17 protein-coding genes and 1 tRNA gene are annotated in these 19,447 nt (G+C 67.5%); 12 read left to right on the top strand and 6 right to left on the bottom strand.

The genetic code is table 11. From position 1 onward, the window contains the following. Positions 1–76: 76 nt before the first annotated feature. Entirely contained in the window at positions 77–1,195 is a 1,119-nt protein-coding gene (locus NQV17_RS01325) for an ABC transporter ATP-binding protein (RefSeq protein WP_124892494.1), read from the top strand. 88 nt (positions 1,196–1,283) lie between these two features. Here the strand turns inward: NQV17_RS01325 and NQV17_RS01320 are convergent, their stop codons facing one another. From NQV17_RS01320 to trxB, 3 genes are all read right to left on the bottom strand, one after another. After that, the gene (locus NQV17_RS01320) at positions 1,284–1,907 is read right to left on the bottom strand and encodes a trimeric intracellular cation channel family protein (RefSeq protein ID WP_044846208.1); all 624 of its coding nucleotides are present in this window, start codon (positions 1,905–1,907) and stop codon (positions 1,284–1,286) included. Beyond that, entirely contained in the window at positions 1,894–2,673 is a 780-nt protein-coding gene (locus NQV17_RS01315) for a Smr/MutS family protein (RefSeq protein WP_257768098.1), read from the bottom strand. The genes NQV17_RS01320 and NQV17_RS01315 overlap by 14 nt, the downstream gene beginning before the upstream one ends. 136 nt (positions 2,674–2,809) lie before the next feature. Then, positions 2,810–3,772, bottom strand: coding sequence for a thioredoxin-disulfide reductase (gene trxB, locus NQV17_RS01310; protein WP_044846206.1), 963 nt, complete (start codon positions 3,770–3,772; stop codon positions 2,810–2,812). A 421-nt stretch (positions 3,773–4,193) separates the two neighbouring features. Here trxB and NQV17_RS01305 point away from each other — a divergent pair, with 421 nt between their 5' ends. The 3 genes from NQV17_RS01305 (at position 4,194) to NQV17_RS01295 (ending at position 8,776) form a co-directional block, all read left to right on the top strand. Continuing rightward, positions 4,194–6,503: a DNA translocase FtsK gene (locus NQV17_RS01305; RefSeq protein ID WP_257768095.1), complete on the top strand. Its 2,310-nt coding sequence runs from the start codon at positions 4,194–4,196 to the stop codon at positions 6,501–6,503. A 46-nt stretch (positions 6,504–6,549) separates the two neighbouring features. Next, a complete protein-coding gene (gene lolA / locus NQV17_RS01300) occupies positions 6,550–7,239 on the top strand; it encodes an outer membrane lipoprotein chaperone LolA (RefSeq protein WP_044846204.1) in 690 nt (229 codons plus the stop codon). Positions 7,240–7,465: 226 nt separating this feature from the next. After that, on the top strand, positions 7,466–8,776 hold the full coding sequence (locus NQV17_RS01295; RefSeq protein ID WP_044849211.1) for a replication-associated recombination protein A: 1,311 nt from the start codon (positions 7,466–7,468) through the stop codon (positions 8,774–8,776). A 43-nt stretch (positions 8,777–8,819) separates the two neighbouring features. On the opposite strand, the gene NQV17_RS01290 is transcribed toward NQV17_RS01295, so the two are convergent. Next, positions 8,820–9,086: a DUF2164 domain-containing protein gene (locus tag NQV17_RS01290; protein WP_257768090.1), complete on the bottom strand. Its 267-nt coding sequence runs from the start codon at positions 9,084–9,086 to the stop codon at positions 8,820–8,822. 251 nt (positions 9,087–9,337) lie between these two features. Between NQV17_RS01290 and serS the strand changes: the two genes are divergently transcribed. The 3 genes from serS (at position 9,338) to NQV17_RS01275 (ending at position 12,682) form a co-directional block, all read left to right on the top strand. Then, positions 9,338–10,639, top strand: a complete 1,302-nt coding sequence (gene serS / locus NQV17_RS01285; protein ID WP_044849213.1) for a serine--tRNA ligase — start codon at positions 9,338–9,340, stop codon at positions 10,637–10,639. A 131-nt stretch (positions 10,640–10,770) separates the two neighbouring features. Next, positions 10,771–10,861: transfer RNA gene (locus tag NQV17_RS01280), tRNA-Ser, on the top strand. 285 nt (positions 10,862–11,146) lie between these two features. Next, positions 11,147–12,682 carry a methyl-accepting chemotaxis protein gene (locus NQV17_RS01275; protein WP_257768087.1) on the top strand — a complete coding sequence of 512 codons (1,536 nt, stop codon included), beginning with the start codon at positions 11,147–11,149 and terminating at the stop codon, positions 12,680–12,682. A gap of 63 nt (positions 12,683–12,745) precedes the next feature. Here NQV17_RS01275 and NQV17_RS01270 read toward each other — a convergent pair whose 3' ends face one another. Beyond that, positions 12,746–13,906 carry an alkane 1-monooxygenase gene (locus NQV17_RS01270; RefSeq protein ID WP_257768085.1) on the bottom strand — a complete coding sequence of 387 codons (1,161 nt, stop codon included), beginning with the start codon at positions 13,904–13,906 and terminating at the stop codon, positions 12,746–12,748. Positions 13,907–14,438: 532 nt separating this feature from the next. On the opposite strand from NQV17_RS01270, the gene NQV17_RS01265 reads away from it, so the two are divergent. From NQV17_RS01265 to NQV17_RS01245, 5 genes are all read left to right on the top strand, one after another. Next, complete coding sequence (locus NQV17_RS01265; protein ID WP_257768083.1) at positions 14,439–15,092, top strand: GNAT family N-acetyltransferase; 654 nt, start codon at positions 14,439–14,441, stop codon at positions 15,090–15,092. A gap of 166 nt (positions 15,093–15,258) precedes the next feature. After that, positions 15,259–16,026 (top strand): septum site-determining protein MinC, encoded by a 768-nt coding sequence (gene minC, locus NQV17_RS01260; RefSeq protein WP_257768081.1) that lies wholly within the window; start codon positions 15,259–15,261, stop codon positions 16,024–16,026. Positions 16,027–16,085: 59 nt separating this feature from the next. Then, entirely contained in the window at positions 16,086–16,901 is an 816-nt protein-coding gene (gene minD, locus NQV17_RS01255; protein ID WP_044849298.1) for a septum site-determining protein MinD, read from the top strand. A gap of 12 nt (positions 16,902–16,913) precedes the next feature. Further along, on the top strand, positions 16,914–17,168 hold the full coding sequence (gene minE, locus NQV17_RS01250) for a cell division topological specificity factor MinE (RefSeq protein ID WP_006486661.1): 255 nt from the start codon (positions 16,914–16,916) through the stop codon (positions 17,166–17,168). A 157-nt stretch (positions 17,169–17,325) separates the two neighbouring features. Further along, positions 17,326–17,727, top strand: coding sequence for a YXWGXW repeat-containing protein (locus NQV17_RS01245; protein ID WP_257768077.1), 402 nt, complete (start codon positions 17,326–17,328; stop codon positions 17,725–17,727). 116 nt (positions 17,728–17,843) lie between these two features. Here the strand turns inward: NQV17_RS01245 and NQV17_RS01240 are convergent, their stop codons facing one another. Continuing rightward, positions 17,844–19,442, bottom strand: coding sequence for a chloride channel protein (locus NQV17_RS01240; RefSeq protein WP_257768075.1), 1,599 nt, complete (start codon positions 19,440–19,442; stop codon positions 17,844–17,846). Between the last annotated feature and the right edge of the window lie 5 nt (positions 19,443–19,447).

Genomic DNA, 19,447 nt, shown 5'->3' with positions numbered 1-19,447 from the left:
CACGACGCGCGGCGCATCGAAACGAACCCGACGCGGCGCCGTAGCGCCGCGCGAGACGAGACAGAGGATTCACAGCATGGCAAGCCTTTCCATCCGTGACGTGTACAAGACCTACCCGAACGGGGTGCCGGTCCTGAAGGGTGTCGACATCGAGATCGAGGACGGACAGTTCCTGATCCTGGTCGGCGGCTCGGGCTGCGGGAAGTCGACGCTGCTCAACATGATCGCCGGTCTCGAGACCGTGACGAGCGGCGAGATCTGCATCGACGGCAAGGTCGTCAACGACCTGTCGCCGAAGGATCGCGACATCGCGATGGTGTTCCAGTCGTACGCGCTGTACCCGTCGATGACGGTGCGCGAGAACATCTCGTTCGGCCTGAACATCCGCAAGGTGCCGAAGAGCGAGCAGCAGCAGATCGTCGAGCGCGTGTCGGCGATGCTGCAGATCCAGCACCTGCTCGACCGCAAGCCGGGCCAGCTGTCGGGCGGCCAGCGCCAGCGCGTCGCGATGGGCCGCGCGCTCGCACGCGATCCGTCGCTGTTCCTGTTCGACGAGCCGCTGTCTAACCTCGACGCGAAGCTGCGCATCGAGATGCGCGCGGAAATCAAGCTGCTGCACCAGCGCCTCGGCACGACGATCGTCTACGTGACGCACGACCAGATCGAGGCGATGACGCTCGGCGACCGGATCGCGGTGATGAAGGACGGTGTGGTCCAGCAGTTCGGCGCGCCGCAGGAAATCTACGATTCGCCGTCGAACCTGTTCGTGGCCGGCTTCATCGGCGCGCCGCCGATGAACTTCATCAACGGCCGCCTGGTCGAGCAGGGCAGCGGGATCGCGCTCGAGATCGACACGGGCCTCGCGCGCAGCGCGCTGAACCTGCCGTTCGACGCGAAGCGGATGAACGGCCACGTGGGCCGCGAGGTGATCCTCGGCCTGCGTCCGGAGCGCATCACCGACGCGCGCAATGCGCACCACGGCGAGGCGTCGAAGCTGCAGCCGATCGACGTGCGCGTCGACGTGACCGAGCCGACCGGGCCGGACACGCACGTGTTCGCGCAGGTCAACGGCAAGCGGATCGTGAGCCGCGTGCATCCGGCCGCGAACCCGCAGCCGGGGCAGACGCAGTCGCTGCTGTTCGACGTGTCGAAGGCGGTGCTATTCGATCCGGCGTCGGAAGAGCGGATCGCGTGAGGCCGCGCTCGCGCTGAATGAAGAAGGGGCCGTCTCGCAGGAGCGGCCCCTTTTGTTTCTTGCGGTGCGTCCGGTGTTGCGGCGGCGATCAGTGCGGCAGCCGCACGTCGAACTTGAAGGTCGCGAGCCGCGCGACGAGGATAAAGCCGGTCGCGAGCAGCACGCTGTACACCGAGTCGAACTGCAGCCATGCGAGCAGCAGGTAGAACCAGCAGCCGACGAACGCGCAGGTCGCGTACGGCCGCGAATCGCGCAGGATCAGCGGGATGTCGTTGCACAGCACGTCGCGGATGATCCCGCCGACCACGCCCGTGATCACGCCCATCATCACCGCGATGAAGCGCGGCATCTCGGCATCGAGCGCGATCGCGGTGCCCGAGATGCTGAAGATGCCGAGCCCGATCGCGTCGGCCACCAGCAAGAGCCGCTCGGCCGACAGCCGCGACAGCATCCGCAACACGAACGGCGCGAACAGCGCGAGCACGAAGATCGCGATCACGTAGTCGTCGTGCACGACCCAGTAGAACGGGCGGCGTTCGAGCAGGATGTCGCGCAGCGTGCCGCCGCCGAACGCGGTGGCGAGCGCGACGACGAACGTGCCGACCGAGTCGAGACGGTTCTTGCGCGCCTCGATGAAGCCCGAGATCGCGAACGCCAGCGTCGCGATCGCCTCCAGTACCGCGATCGCGAGCGTCAGCCTAGGATGCGGCACGCGGCCCCCGATCGGCGGGCGCCGCGAGCGGCTGCAGCAGCACGAGCACCGCGCCCGCGCCGCCGTCGTGGCTGCGCGCCTCGCAGAACGCGATCACTTCTTCCTTCTGCACGAGCCACGCGCGCACCTTGCCTTTCAGCACGGGTTCCTTGCCGATCGAGCCGAGCCCCTTGCCATGGATCACGCGCAGGCAGCGCAGCCCCTTCTTGCCGGCTTCGCGGATGAATTCGGCGAGCGCGTCGCGCGCCTCGTCGCGCCGCATCCCGTGCAGGTCGATCTGGGCCTGCACGATCCATGCGCCGCTCCTCAGCTTGCGCACCACGTCGCGGCTGATGCCGGGGCGGTGGTAGTACAGCGATTCGTCGCTGTCGAGCAGCGTCTCGGGATCGAATTCGTCGGACAGCGTCGCGTTCAGCACGGCTTCCTCGTCGCGCTGCGTCTGCTTCGGCACCGGGTCGGGCGGCGTACGGCCGGATTTCGCGCGCGGCGGCGCGTTCAGCGGCTGGATCGCGCCGATTTCGTTGCGGAACAGGTTCGCGTCGGCTTCGGCCTTGCGTTCGGCCTTCGCGGTTTCGATGCGCTCGCGGTCGCGGCGATCGGCTTCGCCTTGCAGCGCCTTGCGCAACGCGCCGAGGCCCGCGAGGCCCTGGCCGCGCAATGCGGCCGGATCGGGCGCGGGCGGCGGGGCGGCCGGCGCGGGGTTCGCGGGACGGGCGGCGATCTTCCGCTTCGCGGGATCGCTCGGATGGGGCTGGTTCTTCGCCATGATTCGGTAACCGGGCAGGCGCGTTCGGGCGCGCGGGCACAAAAAAAGCCGCTGCGCGACGGCAGCGGCTTTCCGGTCAAGCCCGCTTCGCGGCAGCGGACGCCATTGTAGCGCCCGGCGCGCGAAGGCTCGACGCTTACTTCTTGTCGTGCAGGCTTTCGAGGTAGCGCTGCGCGTCGAGCGCGGCCATGCAGCCCGTGCCGGCGCTCGTGATCGCCTGGCGATACACGTTGTCCTGCACGTCGCCGGCGGCGAATACGCCCGGCACGCTCGTCGACGTCGCGTTGCCCTGCAGGCCGCTCTTCGTCAGGATGTAGCCGTCCTTCATCTCGAGCTGGCCCTGGAACAGGTCGGTATTCGGCTTGTGGCCGATCGCGACGAACACGCCCTGCACGGTGAGGTCCTGCTTCTCGCCGGTCTTCACGTTCTTGATGCGCAGGCCCGTGACGCCCGAATCCTCGCCCGTCACTTCGTCGAGCACGTGATCCCACTTGATGTCGACGACGCCTTCCTTTTCCTTCTCCAGCAGGCGGTCGATCAGGATCGGCTCGGCGCGGAACTTGTCGCGGCGATGGATCACCGTGACCTTCTTCGCGATGCCCGTCAGGTAGAGCGCTTCCTCGACCGCCGTGTTGCCGCCGCCGATCACCGCGACTTCCTGGTTGCGGTAGAAGAAGCCGTCGCAGGTCGCGCAGGCCGACACGCCCTTGCCCATGAACAATTCTTCGGACGGCAGGCCGAGATACTGTGCGGATGCGCCGGTCGCGATGATCAGCGAGTCGCACGTGTATTCACCCGAATCGCCGATCAGCCGGATCGGCTTTTCGTGCAGTTTCGCGGTGTGGATGTGGTCGAAGACGATTTCGGTGTTGAAACGCTCGGCGTGCTCGAGGAAGCGCGCCATCAGTTCCGGGCCTTGCACACCCTTCGCATCCGCCGGCCAGTTCTCGACGTCGGTCGTGGTCATCAGCTGGCCGCCCTGCGCGATGCCGGTGATCAGCACCGGGGACAGGTTGGCGCGAGCCGCATAGACGGCAGCCGTGTAGCCGGCGGGGCCGGAACCGAGAATCAGGACTTTGGCGTGTTTGGGCGTGGACATGTGCGAATCCGTAAAGGGCGGCCGCGGCGGGCGGGGTAAGGCTCGCCGGACGGTCTGGGTTGACCGGGATGCCGTCGTAGATGGGTATCAGACGCGCATTATAAAGGCCCCGTTGCTGCGCTGCCGAACGAGAGTTTCAATCGTGGCGATAGTGTTTCTCGGCAGGGCGCCCGCAGTGGCGGGGCAGGTTGGGCGGGCGGGGCGGCGTGGGAGAGGCGGGCGGCTGCCGCCCGTGGCGGCGCATTGCCGCGGCCGGCGTCACGGGCCGACCGGCGGCCGGATCGCATGCGCGGCTATCGGCTTCGGCCGCCCCGACCCTCTTATGTAACCGTCATTTACACTTGGCGCCCCGGTGCAGCGTTTACAATAAGCGCGATCGAACGACAGGCGGGCGCGCGGCCCGTCCTCTTTATACGGATTCATGGCAAAAGCTCCTTATTCCGCCCAGGCACAGGCGTTGCCGCACCGGATGTCGAAGCTCCTCACGGAGATCCGCTGGATTCTCCAGGTCGCGCTCTGCGCTTTTCTGGTGATGGCCCTGTTGAGCTACAGCCGGCGCGATCCGAGCTGGACGCACGCCGCGCAGGTGGACCACATCTCGAACTGGGCCGGCCGCGTCGGCGCGTGGACGGCCGACATCATCCTGCTGCTGTTCGGCCTGTCGGCCTACTGGCTGATCGTGCCGCTCGGGCGGCGCATCGCGGTCAACTACCGGCGCATCACGCGTCACGAGGCGGTCGCCGACGAACCCGAGCGGCCGATCGGCTGGCTCACCGAGATCCTGGCGTTCGTGCTCGTCGTGCTCGCGTGCGACGGCATCGAGGCGCTGCGGATGTGGTCGCTGAAGGTGCAGCTGCCGCGCGCACCGGGCGGCGTGATCGGCGAGGCCGTGGCGGGTGCGATGTCGCACGCGTTCGGCTTCACCGGCGGCACGCTGCTGCTGCTGATCCTGCTCGCGATCGGCCTGTCGCTGTATTTCCGCTTCTCGTGGCTGTCGGTCGCCGAGCGCGTGGGCGGGGCGATCCTGTCCGCCGTCAACGTCGCTAAGCTGCGCCGCGAGGCCGAGCGCGACCGCAAGCTCGGCGAGGCCGCGGCCGTGCGCCGCGAAGGCAAGGTCGAAGAGGAGCGCGTGCGCATCGAGGATCACGAACCCGTGACGATCGTGCCGCCGGTCGTCACGCCGGCGAAGTCCGAGCGCGTCGAGCGCGAGCGCCAGGTGCCGCTCTTCACCGACCTGCCGGGCGATTCGACGCTGCCGCCGGTGTCGCTGCTCGATCCCGCACCGAAGACCCAGGAAGCGATTTCCGCCGATACGCTCGAATTCACGTCTCGCCTGATCGAGAAAAAGCTGAAGGACTTCGGCGTCGAGGCGAGCGTCGTCGCCGCGTATCCGGGCCCGGTCGTCACGCGCTACGAGATCGAGCCGGCCACCGGCGTGAAGGGCAGCCAGATCGTCAACCTCGCGAAGGATCTCGCGCGTTCGCTGTCGCTCGTGTCGATCCGCGTGGTCGAGACGATCCCCGGCAAGAACTACATGGCGCTCGAGCTGCCGAACCAGCGCCGCCAGACGGTCCATCTGTCCGAGATCATCGGCTCGGAAGTCTATGCGGCCGCGTCGTCGGCGCTGACGCTGAGCCTCGGCAAGGACATCGGCGGCAAGCCGGTCTGCGCGGACCTCGCGAAGATGCCGCACCTGCTGGTCGCCGGCACGACCGGCTCGGGCAAGTCGGTCGGGATCAACGCGATGATCCTGTCGCTGCTGTACAAGGCCACCGCCGAGCAGGTGCGCCTGATCCTGATCGATCCGAAGATGCTCGAAATGAGCGTCTACGAAGGCATTCCGCACCTGCTGTGCCCGGTCGTCACCGACATGCGCCAGGCCGGCCATGCGCTGAACTGGACGGTCGCGGAGATGGAGCGCCGCTACAAGCTGATGAGCAAGCTCGGCGTGCGCAACCTGGCGGGCTACAACAACAAGATCGACGAAGCGGCGAAGCGCGAGGAAAAGATTCCGAATCCGTTCAGCCTGACGCCGGACGATCCTGAACCGCTCGGCCGCCTGCCGAACATCGTCGTCGTGATCGACGAGCTGGCCGACCTGATGATGGTCGTCGGCAAGAAGGTCGAGGAACTGATCGCGCGGATCGCGCAGAAGGCGCGCGCGGCCGGCATCCACCTGATCCTCGCGACGCAGCGTCCGTCCGTCGACGTGATCACCGGCCTGATCAAGGCGAACGTGCCGACGCGGATCGCGTTCCAGGTGTCGTCGAAGATCGACTCGCGCACGATTCTCGACCAGATGGGCGCCGAGTCGCTGCTCGGGATGGGCGACATGCTGTACCTGCCGCCGGGCACCGGGCTGCCGGTGCGCGTGCACGGCGCGTTCGTCGCCGACGACGAAGTGCATCGCGTCGTCGAGAAGCTCAAGGAGCAGGGCGAGCCGAACTACGTCGAAGGGCTGCTCGAAGGCGGCACGGCCGACGGCGACGAGGGCTCGGCCGGCGCGGGAACCGGCGAAGGCGGCGGCGAGTCTGATCCACTGTACGACCAGGCGGTCGAGATCGTCATCAAGAACCGCCGCGCGTCGATTTCGCTCGTGCAGCGCCATCTGCGGATCGGCTACAACCGCGCGGCGCGGCTGCTCGAACAGATGGAACAATCGGGGCTCGTGTCGGCGATGTCGTCGAGCGGCAACCGCGAAATTCTTGTGCCGGCGCGCGACGCGGAATGAGTCCGCGGCGCCCGCAGCGCCGGCCACCCAGGGAGAAAACCGCAATATGCAGCAACATTCGTTCGCAGTGTCCCTTCGTTCGACGCGGCGCTGGCTCGGCGCGGCGCTCGCCGGCGCATCGCTGATGCTCGCGGCGACGCACGCGTTCGCGGGCGGCACCGAGCAGCTGAAGGCCTTCGTGTCGCAGGTGCGCTCGGCGAAAGGCGATTTCACGCAGCAGATCGTCAAGGCGCCGGCCAAGGGCGCGAGCGCCGTGCAGGCCGCGCCGAAGCCGAACGACAATTCGAGCGGCACGTTCGTGTTCTCGCGTCCAGGCAAGTTCATCTGGACGTACCAGAAGCCGTACCAGCAGGTGCTGCAGGCCGACGGCGACAAGCTCTACGTGTACGACCGCGACCTGAACCAGGTCACCGAACGCAAGCTGAACGGCGCGCTGGGCGCGAGCCCGGCCGCGATCCTGTTCGGCAGCAACGATCTCGACAAGAACTACACGCTGCGCGATGCCGGCGAGAAGGGTGGCATCGAGTGGCTCGAGATGCTGCCGAAGGCGCAGGACACGCAATTCCAGCGGATCGGCATCGGCTTCCGCAACGGCACGCTCGCCGCGATGGAATTGCACGACGTGTTCGGCAACGTCACGCTGCTCACGTTCACGAACATCCAGACGAACCCGCCGCTCAAGAGCGATACGTTCAAGTTCGTCGTGCCGAAGGGCGCGGACGTGATCAACGGCTGACCGGCACCACGCCGTTTTCCCGACACGGGCCTGCCGGCGACGGCAGGCCCGTGTTGTTTTGGGGCGCGGGCATCGGGCGAGGGCACTGGGCGCGGGCACCGGGCGCGGGCACCAGGCGCGGGCACCAGGCGCAGGCACCAAGCACGGCGGTGCAGTCGCGCGGCTGTCATAATGTCAGGTCCGGCGGCCCGTTCGGCCGCCATCGTTTGATCTGGAGCGAGGGTTCATGTCCGACCTGTTTCAAGTCGAGCCGCGCCGGCCGCTCGCCGAGGCGCTGCGGCCGAAGACGCTCGCCGAGGTGATCGGCCAGACGCATCTGCTGGGCGAAGGCAAGCCGCTGCGGCTCGCGTTCGAATCCGGCAAGCCGCATTCGATGATCCTGTGGGGGCCGCCCGGCGTCGGCAAGACCACGCTCGCGCGCCTCACCGCGCTCGCGTTCGACTGCGAGTTCATCGCGCTGTCCGCGGTGCTCGGCGGCGTGAAGGACATCCGCGAGTCGATGGAGCAGGCGAAGGACACGCTGAATCGCACCGGCCGCCACACGATCCTGTTCGTCGACGAAATCCACCGCTTCAACAAGGGGCAGCAGGATGCGCTGCTGCCGTTCGTCGAGTCGGGGCTCGTGACCTTCATCGGCGCGACGACCGAGAACCCGAGCTTCGAGGTCAACTCGGCGCTGCTGTCGCGGGCGCAGGTGTACGTGCTGCAGTCGCTGAACGACGACGAGATGCGTCAGCTGCTCAAGCGCGCGCAGGAAATCGCGCTCGACGGGCTCGCGTTCGACGACAAGGCGATCGATACGCTCATCGGTTATGCGGACGGCGACGCGCGGCGCTTCCTGAACCTGCTCGAGCAGGCGCAGACGGCCGCAGCCTCGGCCAAGGTCACGACCATCGATGCCGAGTTCGTCAGCAGCGCGATGACGCTGAACGCGCGGCGCTTCGACAAGGGCGGCGACAACTTCTACGACCAGATCTCGGCGCTGCACAAGTCGGTGCGCGGTTCGAGCCCGGACGGCGCGCTGTACTGGTTCTGCCGGATGATCGACGGCGGCGCGGATCCGAAATATCTCGCGCGGCGCATCGTGCGGATGGCGTGGGAAGACATCGGCCTCGCCGATCCGCGCGCGCTGCAGGTGGCGAACGACGCGGCCGAGACCTACGAGCGGCTCGGCTCGCCCGAAGGCGAGCTGGCGCTCGGGCAGGCGGTGATCTATCTCGCGTGCGCGGCGAAGAGCAATGCGGGCTACAACGCGTTCAACCAGGCGATGGCGTTCGTGAAGCAGGACAAGTCGCGCGAGGTGCCCGTGCATCTGCGCAATGCGCCGACCAAGCTGATGAAGGAACTCGGCTACGGCCACGCGTATCGCTACGCGCATGACGAGCCGAATGCCTATGCGGCCGGCGAGTCGTATCTGCCGGAAGGGATGCGCGAGCCGCGCTGGTACAAGCCGGTGCCGCGCGGGCTCGAATCGAAGATCGCCGACAAGCTCGCGTGGCTGCGCGAGCTCGACCGCGAGGCCGGCAAGAAGGACTGACCGGCCGCGCGCGGCCCGACGGCCGGTGCTGCCTGGGGGCGTGTCAGCGCCGGCGGCCCGGCTGCTGCTTCCAGTACTCGAACGGCTCCTCGTGGCAGTCGATGTCGAGCTCGGCGACCCGTGCGTGCAGGCGCGCCTGCGCATCGGCGATCGCGAGGTTGTAGATTGCCGGCGCGATTTCCTCGACGAAGAAGTGCAGCAGCGCACCGGCCTGGATGTTGCCGATCGGCTCGTCCATGTTTTCTGTGAAATAGCGTTGCAGCGACGCGATCGCGCGGTCGCGAACATCCTTGTCCAGTTCGATGGCCATCGGGTTCCCTCGGGTGATGGTGATGCGAAGACGGGTGCGTTGCCCGCCGCGTTGCGCCCGGCCGGGGCGGCTGTCGCGCGCTGCGCCGCGGCGTCGCGCAACGCGCTTCGCCGGCTGCCGGCGCGCCGGCCGGCAATGCGATACTGCCACGCCCGTCGCGCGTTTGCGGCACTGTCCATCCGGCCAATGCCGTGGCGGCCCCGCGGTGCGTTAGAATTCCCGTCTTACACAACGATTTTCCAAGTCCTCCCATGCTCGACATCCAGTTGCTGCGCAAAGACCTCGACGGCGTCGCGAAGCGCCTCGCCGATCGCGGCTACACCCTCGACGTCGCCGCGTTCTCCGCGCTCGAAGCGGAACGCCGTGCGATCCAGACCCGTACCGAAGAGCTTCAGGCGCGCCGCAACAGCCTGTCGAAGCAGATCGGCGCGATGAAGGGGAAGGGCGAGGACACGTCGGCCGTCATGGCCGAAGTCGGCGGGATCGGCGACGAAATGAAGGCGTCGGAGGCCAAGCTCGGCGAGATCCAGACGCGCCTGTCCGACCTGATGCTGGGCATGCCGAACATCGCGCACGAAAGCGTGCCGGTCGGCAAGGACGAAGCCGACAACGTCGAAGTGCGCCGCTGGGGCACGCCGCGCCAGTTCGACTTCGAGGTGAAGGATCACGTCGACGTCGGCACGCCGCTCGGCCTCGATTTCGAAACCGGCGCGAAGCTCGCCGGCGCACGCTTCACGATGCTGCGCGGCTCGATCGCACGCCTGCACCGCGCGCTCGCGCAGTTCATGATCGACACGCACACGCTGCAGCACGGCTACAGCGAGACATACACGCCGTACATCGTGAATCCCGAGATCCTGTACGGCACGGGCCAGCTGCCGAAGTTCGCGGACGACATGTTCCGCGTCGAGAAGGGCGGCGCCGAAAACACGATCACGCAGTACCTGATCTCCACGTCCGAGATTTCGCTGACGAACACCGTGCGCGAGTCGATCGTCGAAGGCTCCGCGCTGCCGATCAAGCTGACCGCGCATTCGCCGTGCTTCCGCTCGGAAGCCGGTTCGTACGGCCGCGACACGCGCGGGATGATCCGCCAGCACCAGTTCGACAAGGTCGAGATGGTGCAGGTCGTCGCGCCCGACGCGTCGTATGCGGCACTCGACGAGATGGTCGGCCACGCGGAGGCGATCCTGCAGAAGCTCGGCCTGCCGTACCGCGTGATCACGCTGTGCACGGGCGACATGGGCTTCTCGGCCGCGAAGACGTTCGACCTCGAAGTGTGGCTGCCCGCGCAGAACACCTATCGCGAGATCTCGAGCTGTTCGAACACCGAGGCGTTCCAGGCGCGGCGGATGCAGGCGCGTTTCCGCAACGCGCAGGGCAAGCCGGAACTCGTGCATACGCTGAACGGCTCCGGTCTCGCGGTCGGCCGCACGCTCGTCGCGGTGCTGGAGAACTACCAGAATGCCGACGGTTCGGTCACGGTGCCCGAGGCGCTGCGTCCGTACATGGGCGGCATGGAGCGAATCGAAGCGCCTGCGCAGGCGTCGTGAGATCGCTGCGCGATCGGTCCCGAACGGGCTCGCAAAAAATTTTGCAAAAAACGCTTGTGAGTTCCGAAGAGATCGTTCTATAATCTTTTCTTTCCCGGACACGACCAACCGGGAAATGAAGCAGCAAGGAAGGAGAGGTGGCAGAGTGGTCGAATGTACCTGACTCGAAATCAGGCGTACGGTTTCCCCGTACCGTGGGTTCGAATCCCACCCTCTCCGCCAAAATACGAAGCCCCGTGATCCGGAAGGATCACGGGGTTTTTCGTTTTGGTCGCCCGACGGCAAGCGTGGATGCGATGTGCGGTACGCGCGTACCGATTGGCCGGCGCTCGCTTGGGCGTTGTTGCCTCGGTTCCCGCCGCCCCCGGATCGCCACGGGCTTCGTGCTCGACCCGCACGGTTCCCGTCTCCGCTTGCCCGCTTCAGCCTTGACCTCGCGCGCCGTTAACAGCCGTCGGCGGCTCGCGCTTTGTGCGCGCTCGCCGTTCTCCGACGATCCAAGGTCCCATGAAGCTGAGCTACAAGATTCCCCTCGCATTCGCCATTGCGCTGCTGCTGATGTTCTGCGGCGCGCTGTACGGCATCCGCATTCTCAATCGCTCGATCGACACGTTCGCGAACGACGTGCAGACGCACGTTGCCGACGAGCGGCTCGTATCGGCCACGCTCGTGCAGTTCAAGCTGCAGGTGCAGGAATGGAAGGACACGCTGCTGCGCGGCAAGCAGCCCGACAAGCTCGACAAGTACTGGCAGGCATTCCAGACGCGTGAGCGCACGGTAGACACGCTCGCCGCGCAACTCGTCGGAGAGCTGCCGCCCGGCGAGAGCCGGACGCTCGTCGAGCAGTTCATGCGCGCGCATGTGACGATGGGCGACGGCTACCGGCGCGGGTTCGACGCGTTCAAGGCCGCGGGCTTCGAGCCGACGGCCGGGGACGCGGCCGTGGCGGGCGTCGACCGGGCGCCCGCCGCGCTGCTCGAGCGCGCGGCGAAGGCGATCGCCGACGAGAGTGCTGCCGTGTCGGCGCAAGCGAGCCGCGATGCGCGCCACGCGACCGCGGCGAGCGTCGTGCTGATGCTGATCGTGCTCGGCATCGCGATGATCGGTGCATTCCTGTTCAGCCGCGCGATCCTGCGGCCGCTCGATCGCGCCGTGGCCTGTGCACAGGCGGTGGCCGGCGGCGACCTGACGCGCGACGTCGACGCGGCCGGCCGCGACGAGATCGCCGATCTGCTGCGCGCATTGAAGACGATGCAGGCGAGCCTGTCGGGTGTCGTGCTCGAGGTGCGTACGCATGCCGAAGCCGTCGCGACCGCGAGCGCGCAGATCGCGGCGGGCAATCGCGATCTGTCATCGCGCACCGAGGCGCAGGCTGCGTCGCTCGAGGAAACCGCGGCCAGCATGACCGAACTGACGGGCATCGTGCGCCAGTCGGCCGAACACGCGCAGCATGCGGCGCAGCTCGCACGCGACGCATCGGACATCGCGTCCGCGGGCGGCGGCGTGATGACGGACGCGGTCGGCACGATGAGCGGGATTGCCGCCAGCGCGGCGAAGGTCGGCGAGATCATCGCGGTCATCGACGGCATCGCATTCCAGACCAACATCCTCGCGCTGAACGCGGCCGTCGAGGCGGCGCGCGCGGGCGAGCAGGGGCGCGGCTTTGCGGTCGTCGCGTCGGAGGTGCGCACGCTCGCGCAGCGCAGCGCGGCCGCCGCGAAGGAGATCAAGGCGCTGATCGAGCAATCGACGCGGCGGGTCGACGAGGGCGCTGTGTTGATCGCGCGCGCGGGCGAATCGATCCACGAGATCGTCGGCGCGGTGCAGCGGGTCACGTCGATCGTCGGCGAGATCTCGTCCGCTTCGCAGGAGCAAAGCGGCGGCATCCAGCAGGTGAACGTCGCGGTCACGCAAATGGATGAAGCGACGCAGCGCAATGCGGCGCTGGTCGAACAGGCGTCGGCGGCGACGCAGGCGCTGGCCGAGCAGGCGAGCGCGCTGCGGCACGCGGTCGCCGTGTTCAGGCTGCCGCAGGCCGCGTGACGATATTGCCGACCGCGACCGCGACCGCGACCGCGACCGCGACCGCGACCGCGCCGTCCTGCGTCACCCCACGGCCGAATACTGCGCGAGCACGCGAGCGCGGATCGATGGCTTGATGTTCGATTGCGCCATGTTGCCGCCATAGTGCGCGACGACACGCGGATTCATCACGCGATACCAGAGCGGCGGCACATAGGCGAACAGGATCATCGTCGCGTAGCCGGCCGGCAGTTGCGGCGAGTCGTCGAAGTGTCGCAGCGCCTGGTACGAGCGCGTCGGGTTCGCGTGATGGTCGGCGTGCCGCTGCAACTGGTACAGGAACAGGTTGGTGACGACGTGATTGCTGTTCCACGAATGCTGCGGCGTGCAGCGCTCGTAGCGGCCGCTCGGCAGCTTGCGGCGGCCGAGCCCGTAGTGCTCGACGTAGTTGACGACTTCGAGCAGCGACGCGCCGTACACGGCCTGGATCACGAGGAACGGGATCACGATCTTGCCGGCCATCGCGATCGCGATGGCCCACACGACGACGGTCATCGCCCACGCGTGCAGCACCTCGTTGCGCCAGGTCCACGGCGAATGCCCGAGCCGCTCGAGGCGTGCCTTCTCGAGCCGCCACGCCGAGCGGATGCTGCCCGTCACCGTGCGCGGCAGGAAGGCCCAGAACGATTCGCCGTAGCGCGCGCTCGCCGGATCCTCGGCCGTCGCGACGCGCACGTGATGGCCGCGGTTGTGCTCGACGAAGAAGTGCCCGTACGCCACCGGCGCGAGCGTGACTTTCGCGAGCCAGCGCTCGAAGCGGCTGGTCTTGTGCCCGAGTTCGTGCGCGGTGTTGATCGAGATGCCCGTCGCGGCGCCGAGCGACAGCGCGAAGCCGACGTAGTCGTACCACGCGAGCGCATGCGTGCCGACGATCCGCACGCACATGAAGAACGCGATGTATTCGACCAGCGTCGCGAGATAGACGATGTAGCGGTAGTAGCGCTCGCGTTCGAGATGCGGGACGACGGCTTCGGGCGGATTGTCGCGATCGTCGCCGATCAGCGTGTCCAGGACCGGGATCACGCCGAACGCGAACAGCGGGCCGAACCACCAGAACACGTGGAGGCCCGTCGACAGCGCGAGCTGGGCCGAGAGGATCGGCAGCGTGATCGTCACCGCGCCGAGCAGCCACAGATAACGTTTGCCATCCGACCAGCCCGAGGCCGATGCGTCGGTCATTGCCATTGTCTTCCTCCATTTCGGGGCCGGCTCCTGCGTATGCGGGTGCGGCGGCCGAGTGACGCGCTTGTCGTCGTTCGAATCGTCGTGGGTCCGCGGCACCGGATCGGTGGTCCGGTTGTGCCAGTTATACGACCGTCGCGCGCGCTTTCCAAACCCTGCCGCTAGGCGGGCGACTCCAAACGGCGGCCCGTGCAGGACGCGGGCCGGGAGGGGCCTGCGCCACGGTGATTGAAACAGGCCGGAGCGGGCCCGATCCGCTCGTGCGGCCGGTATTCTCGTCGGATGAATACGTGAGGCCACACGCGCGAGTATCCGGCGGCGCGGTCCGCAACGAATGTTGCAATGCAATAAGTGCGACGCGACATCGCGTGGCGGCGCGGCTTTTTGGGATACATATATTACGGATCATTACGGCGCCGCCGCGGGGTAACGTTGGACCTTGACCGCATGAATGCCATGCATGACAAGGCGGGCGGGGCGACGCGTCCGACTTCGCCGTTCGGACTGCCATGCGTCGCGGCCCGTCGACGCGTCGATGCTGCACCCGCACACCTGCGCGTGCGCGACGCGTGCTGCCTTTCGATCCGCGCTGGCATTTGAAAATTACGATTTGACTCATGCCCCGCTTTCGGTTGAAGCTAGTAACTTGCTGTCCGAAGGGGGCTGTGCCTGCATGAGTTCGACCTTGACCGTTCGTCGTATCGCTGCCGACCAGGGCGGCGTGTATCGCGAACTCCGCGCCGCATCGCTGCGTGAGCCCTACGCGCCCGGCGAAGCGCCGGAGGCCGAATTGCTGAACGTCGATTCCGACGCGGCGGCGGCCATCGCCGCGCTGCGTGCCGCGTCCGACGAGTCGACGACTTTCCTGCTGTACACCGAAGGCCATCCGGCCGGCATGATCGGCGCGTATTTCGACACGACGCCCGAGCGGCGCGCGTTCGTCAGCGAGCTGTGGGTCGCGCATGCAGTCCGCCACCTGCGCGGCGGCGTGCTGTTGCTGGAAACGGCTACCGCGTGGCTGGCCGAACGCGGGGCGCGGGACGTCTACGCATGGATCGCCGATGCGAACCGCAACGCGATCCGTTTCTACGAACGCGCGGGCTTCGGCAACACGGGCGAGCATGCGCCGATCGCGCGGATGCCCGGCGCGATGAAGTCGTTGTTCGTGTCGCACTTCAACACACCCTGACGCATGAATGCGCGGGCCGCACGGCGTGATGAAAGCCCGGCCGCCCGCCCGACTGCCCGCCTGCCGGTTGCGCGCTCGCCGCGACCGTCGCCCCCCGGCTCCCCAAAAATAATGGCCGCACGCGTGGACGCCTGTAAAATACGCAAAAATTTTTTGCAGAGTGTCCATGTCGCTTAAAAAATCGCCATTCTTCGAGCTGCGCAGCGGATCGGTCGATACGTTGCTGTTCACCGTGAAGACGACCGATCTCGACGCGTTGCGTACCGAACTGGTCAAGCGCTTCGAAGCGACTCCCGAGTTTTTCGCCGACGATGTCGTCGCGATCGACGTCCGCCGCCTCGCGGACGGCGAACGCGTCGCGCTCGCCGACATCCGCCAGATGCTGAACGACGTGCGGATGCGCCCGGTGGGCGTCGTCGCGCTGGCCACGCAGGGCTGGGCGGGGGAAGCCGGCCTGCCGTTGCTCGAGGCGCGCGATCGCCGCGTGTCGGCCGCGAAGCCGGCCGACGAAGCGGAGCCGGCGCCCGTCGCGGCCCCGGCCGCTGCCGCGGCAGCCGAACCGGCGCCGGAACCTGCGCCGACGCCGGTTGCGGCGGGCGGCCAGACGCTGGTGATCGATCGGCCGCTGCGTTCGGGGCAGCAGATTTACGCGAAAGGAGACCTCGTGGTGCTGGCGCCGGTCAGTCACGGCGCCGAGATCATCGCGGAAGGCAACATCCACATCTACGCGCCGTTGCGCGGCCGCGCACTCGCGGGCGTGCACGGCAATCACGACGCGCGCATTTTCTGCACGTGTCTGGAGCCGGAACTGATTTCGATCGCGGGTATCTATCGAACGGCCGAGAACCCGTTGCCCGCCGACATACTGGGCAAATCGGTGCAGATCCGGCTCGAAGAGGAAAAACTGATGATCGAACCGCTGCGCCTGACGTGATTCACGCGGCACGCTCCGGGTCGATCGGCTCTCATTGACGAACACAGGGTATTGGGTAAATGGCAAAAATCATCGTGGTGACTTCGGGCAAGGGCGGCGTGGGCAAGACGACGACCAGCGCGAGCTTCGCGTCCGGCCTCGCGCTGCGCGGCCACAAGACGGCCGTGATCGACTTCGACGTCGGCCTGCGCAACCTCGATCTCATCATGGGCTGCGAGCGTCGCGTGGTGTATGACCTCGTCAACGTGATCCAGGGCGAAGCGAACCTGAACCAGGCGCTGATCAAGGACAAGAAGTGCGAGAACCTGTTCATCCTGCCGGCATCGCAGACGCGCGACAAGGATGCGCTCACGCGTGACGGCGTCGAGAAGGTGCTGAACGACCTGGTCGCGATGGACTTCGAATACATCGTCTGCGACTCGCCGGCCGGTATCGAGGCGGGCGCGCTGCACGCGATGTACTTCGCGGACGAAGCGCTGATCGTCACGAACCCGGAAGTGTCGTCGGTGCGCGACTCGGACCGCATTCTCGGCATCCTGTCGTCGAAGACGAAGCGCGCGGCCGAAGGCAAGGATCCGATCAAGGAACACCTGCTGATCACGCGCTACAGCCCGAAGCGCGTGAGCGAAGGCGAGATGCTGTCGCTCGAGGACATCAGCGAGATCCTGCGCATCAAGCTGATCGGCGTGGTGCCGGAATCGGAAGCCGTGCTGCACGCATCGAACCAGGGTTTGCCGGCCGTGCACATCGACGGCACCGACGTCGCGGAAGCATACAAGGACGTCGTCGCGCGCTTCCTCGGCGAGGACAAGCCGCTGCGCTTCACCGATTATCAGAAGCCGGGCCTGCTGCAGCGCCTCTTCGGCAGCAAGTAACGGAGGCCGCCCATGTCCATCCTTTCGTTTCTCCTCGGCGAGAAGAAGAAGTCCGCATCGGTCGCGAAGGAGCGCCTGCAGCTCATCATCGCGCACGAGCGGGTCGGCGGCCGGCCGCCGGCCGATTACCTGCCGGCGCTGCAGAAGGAGCTGGTCGCGGTCATCTCGAAGTACGTCCATATTTCGAACGATGACATCCGCGTGAGCCTCGAGCGCCAGGACGATCTCGAAGTCCTCGAAGTGAAGATCGAGATTCCGCAAGCCTGACCGCTGTCTGTCCCCCCGCACGGTGGCGCCTGCCGCCGTGCGCGTCTTACGCCCTGTTGCACTTTCGGGCGCGCCGTAACACGGCGTCTGTCGGCCGTTGGTCGACCTCCCGCATTGAACGAATACGCTCGCGTCATTTTTCAATCAGGAGGTCGTGATGGCTGTCTCTACCGTTCAACGCCGTATCGTTTCGCTCGCGCTGTTCGCCGCGGGCCTGTCAGCCGTCGCCGCGCCGCTCGCCGCACGCGCGGACGAAATCCTCGTCGGTACGCCGGTGATGGTGCAGTCGGGCCGGATGCTCGTCGCCGAACCGGTGGCCGCGCCCGCCGAGGAAATCGTCGTCGTCGCGCCGAACGCGCCGCCGCCGGTGCGCTACGAGGTCGTGCCCGACGCACGCGTCGGCTATGTGTGGGAGCGCGGTCACTGGCGCTGGGATCATGGCCGCTACGTCTGGATCGGCGGCCGCTGGGAAACCGAGCGTATCGGCATGCACTGGGTGCCGGGCCACTGGGATCAGCGCGGCCCGAACTGGTTCTGGACGCGCGGCCACTGGGCCTGACGGAGGCGCGCGATGAAACGAACCGCCCTTGCCATTGCGCTCGTCGCGATCACGCTCGCCGGCTGTATCGTCGTGCCGGCGCGGCCCGTCTACTATCGGCCCGCCCCGGTGGTGATCTACTGAGGGGCGCGCGGGCCCGTCTGCGCCGGGCCGCTCGCGCCGGAAGCAGTCGTGTTGGAAGCGGTCGTGCCGGAAGCGGTCGTGCCGGAACCGGACGGTCCGTCGTCGTGCGACGTCGCGGGCGTGTGCGTGGCGGCGTTGCCGGCCGCCGGGGCCTGCGGCTCGCCACCGTCCCGTTCGCGCAGCGTATCGAGCGGATCGGCGGGCGCGGCGGCCGCATCCTGCGGCTCGACGACGCCGGCCGCAGCCGCCGGCGCCGCGGCGGGTTCAGCGGCGGCCGCGGGCGGCGCGAGATAGCGCTGCGCGAGTGTTTCGTAGAGCGGCGGCGCGAAGAAGCGCGCCATCCGGCTCGACACCAGCGCGGTCGCCATCAGCGAAATCACGAGCGCGTGACCGTTGATCATCTCCATCACGATCACGAACGACGTGATCGGCGACTGCGTGACCGCCGCGAGATAGCCGACCATCGCGAGCGCGATCAGCATCGGCAGGCTCATGTCGCCGAACACGAGGTGCAGCAGGTTGCCGAACCCGGCGCCGATCGACAGCGACGGCGCGAAGATCCCGCCCGGAATGCCCGGCAGGTACGACGCGACCATCGACACCATCTTGAGGAACGGATAGAGCACCGACAGCCGTTCATGGCCGTCGAGCAGGCCGCGCGCCTCGGCATAGCCGCTGCCGAACGTCGTCCCGCCCGACACGAGGCCGACGACGGCGATCACGAAGCCGCACAGCGCCGCGAACGCGATCGGGCGCTCGCGATACAGGCCGAGCAGGCGCGCGGGCAGCCAGCGCCCTGTATTGAGCAGCAGCCAGCTGAAGAGGCCGCCCGCGACGCCGGTCACGAGCGCGGTGACGAGCACGGCGACGGCGAGCATCTTCGGGAAATGCTGGCCGGCGTCGATCGTGCCGAAGTACGTGTAGTTGCCGTTCAGGCCCAACGCGACGACGCCGGCGAGGATGATCGCGGTGATCAGCACGCCGCTTGCGCGGGCGGAGAAGCTGCGGGTGAGTTCCTCGATCGCGAACACGATCCCGGCGAGCGGCGTATTGAATGCGGCCGACAGGCCGGCCGCCGCGCCGGCGAGCACGAGCTGCCGTTCGATCTGCGCGTTCGAGCGCGGGTAGAAGCGCCGCAGGTTGAACATCAGCGACGCGCCGACCTGCACGGTCGGGCCTTCGCGTCCGATCGTGAAGCCGCCGAGAATGCCCATGAACGAGATCAGGACCTTGCCGAACAGGATGCGCAGGGTCAGCAGCCGCGCGCCGAATGCGCCCGGGCTCGCATGCAGCGTTGCAATGACCTGCGGGATCCCGCTGCCTTCGGCGCCGCGGAAGAAGCGGCGCGTGAGCCATGCCGACGCGGCGGCGATCGACGGCGTCACCAGCAGCGGCAGCCACGCGGCGTGGTCGCGCATCGTGCGGAACGTGTCGTAGCCCCAGTCGATCAGCCGCGCGTACAGCACGGCCGCGAGGCCCACGGCGATCGCGCCGAGCCAGAACACGCCGTACTGGCGCCAGATCCGCAGCGAGCGGCGGGTGAGGGCGGGAAACAACCCGGAAAGCAGGGCAGGAAGGGCGGGGCGTTGCATCGGCG

The organism is Burkholderia sp. SCN-KJ (genome assembly GCF_024656005.1).
In the GTDB taxonomy this organism is placed as follows: Bacteria; Pseudomonadota; Gammaproteobacteria; order Burkholderiales; family Burkholderiaceae; genus Burkholderia.
This window is presented reverse-complemented; position numbering and strand designations above follow the sequence as displayed.

Excerpts from the sequence above, each read along its gene's own strand:
- NQV17_RS01325 (WP_124892494.1), top strand. The coding sequence starts at position 77 with ATGGCAAGCCTTTCCATCCGTGACGTGTACAAGACCTACCCGAACGGG.
- NQV17_RS01265 (WP_257768083.1), top strand. The coding sequence starts at position 14,439 with ATGCTGCACCCGCACACCTGCGCGTGCGCGACGCGTGCTGCCTTTCGA.
- NQV17_RS01245 (WP_257768077.1), top strand. The coding sequence starts at position 17,326 with ATGGCTGTCTCTACCGTTCAACGCCGTATCGTTTCGCTCGCGCTGTTC.
- serS (WP_044849213.1), top strand. The coding sequence starts at position 9,338 with ATGCTCGACATCCAGTTGCTGCGCAAAGACCTCGACGGCGTCGCGAAG.
- NQV17_RS01290 (WP_257768090.1), bottom strand. The coding sequence starts at position 9,086 with ATGGCCATCGAACTGGACAAGGATGTTCGCGACCGCGCGATCGCGTCG.
- lolA (WP_044846204.1), top strand. The coding sequence starts at position 6,550 with ATGCAGCAACATTCGTTCGCAGTGTCCCTTCGTTCGACGCGGCGCTGG.
- NQV17_RS01315 (WP_257768098.1), bottom strand. The coding sequence starts at position 2,673 with ATGGCGAAGAACCAGCCCCATCCGAGCGATCCCGCGAAGCGGAAGATC.
- minC (WP_257768081.1), top strand. The coding sequence starts at position 15,259 with ATGTCGCTTAAAAAATCGCCATTCTTCGAGCTGCGCAGCGGATCGGTC.
- NQV17_RS01240 (WP_257768075.1), bottom strand. The coding sequence starts at position 19,442 with ATGCAACGCCCCGCCCTTCCTGCCCTGCTTTCCGGGTTGTTTCCCGCC.
- NQV17_RS01275 (WP_257768087.1), top strand. The coding sequence starts at position 11,147 with ATGAAGCTGAGCTACAAGATTCCCCTCGCATTCGCCATTGCGCTGCTG.
- minE (WP_006486661.1), top strand. The coding sequence starts at position 16,914 with ATGTCCATCCTTTCGTTTCTCCTCGGCGAGAAGAAGAAGTCCGCATCG.
- NQV17_RS01305 (WP_257768095.1), top strand. The coding sequence starts at position 4,194 with ATGGCAAAAGCTCCTTATTCCGCCCAGGCACAGGCGTTGCCGCACCGG.
- minD (WP_044849298.1), top strand. The coding sequence starts at position 16,086 with ATGGCAAAAATCATCGTGGTGACTTCGGGCAAGGGCGGCGTGGGCAAG.
- trxB (WP_044846206.1), bottom strand. The coding sequence starts at position 3,772 with ATGTCCACGCCCAAACACGCCAAAGTCCTGATTCTCGGTTCCGGCCCC.
- NQV17_RS01270 (WP_257768085.1), bottom strand. The coding sequence starts at position 13,906 with ATGGCAATGACCGACGCATCGGCCTCGGGCTGGTCGGATGGCAAACGT.
- NQV17_RS01295 (WP_044849211.1), top strand. The coding sequence starts at position 7,466 with ATGTCCGACCTGTTTCAAGTCGAGCCGCGCCGGCCGCTCGCCGAGGCG.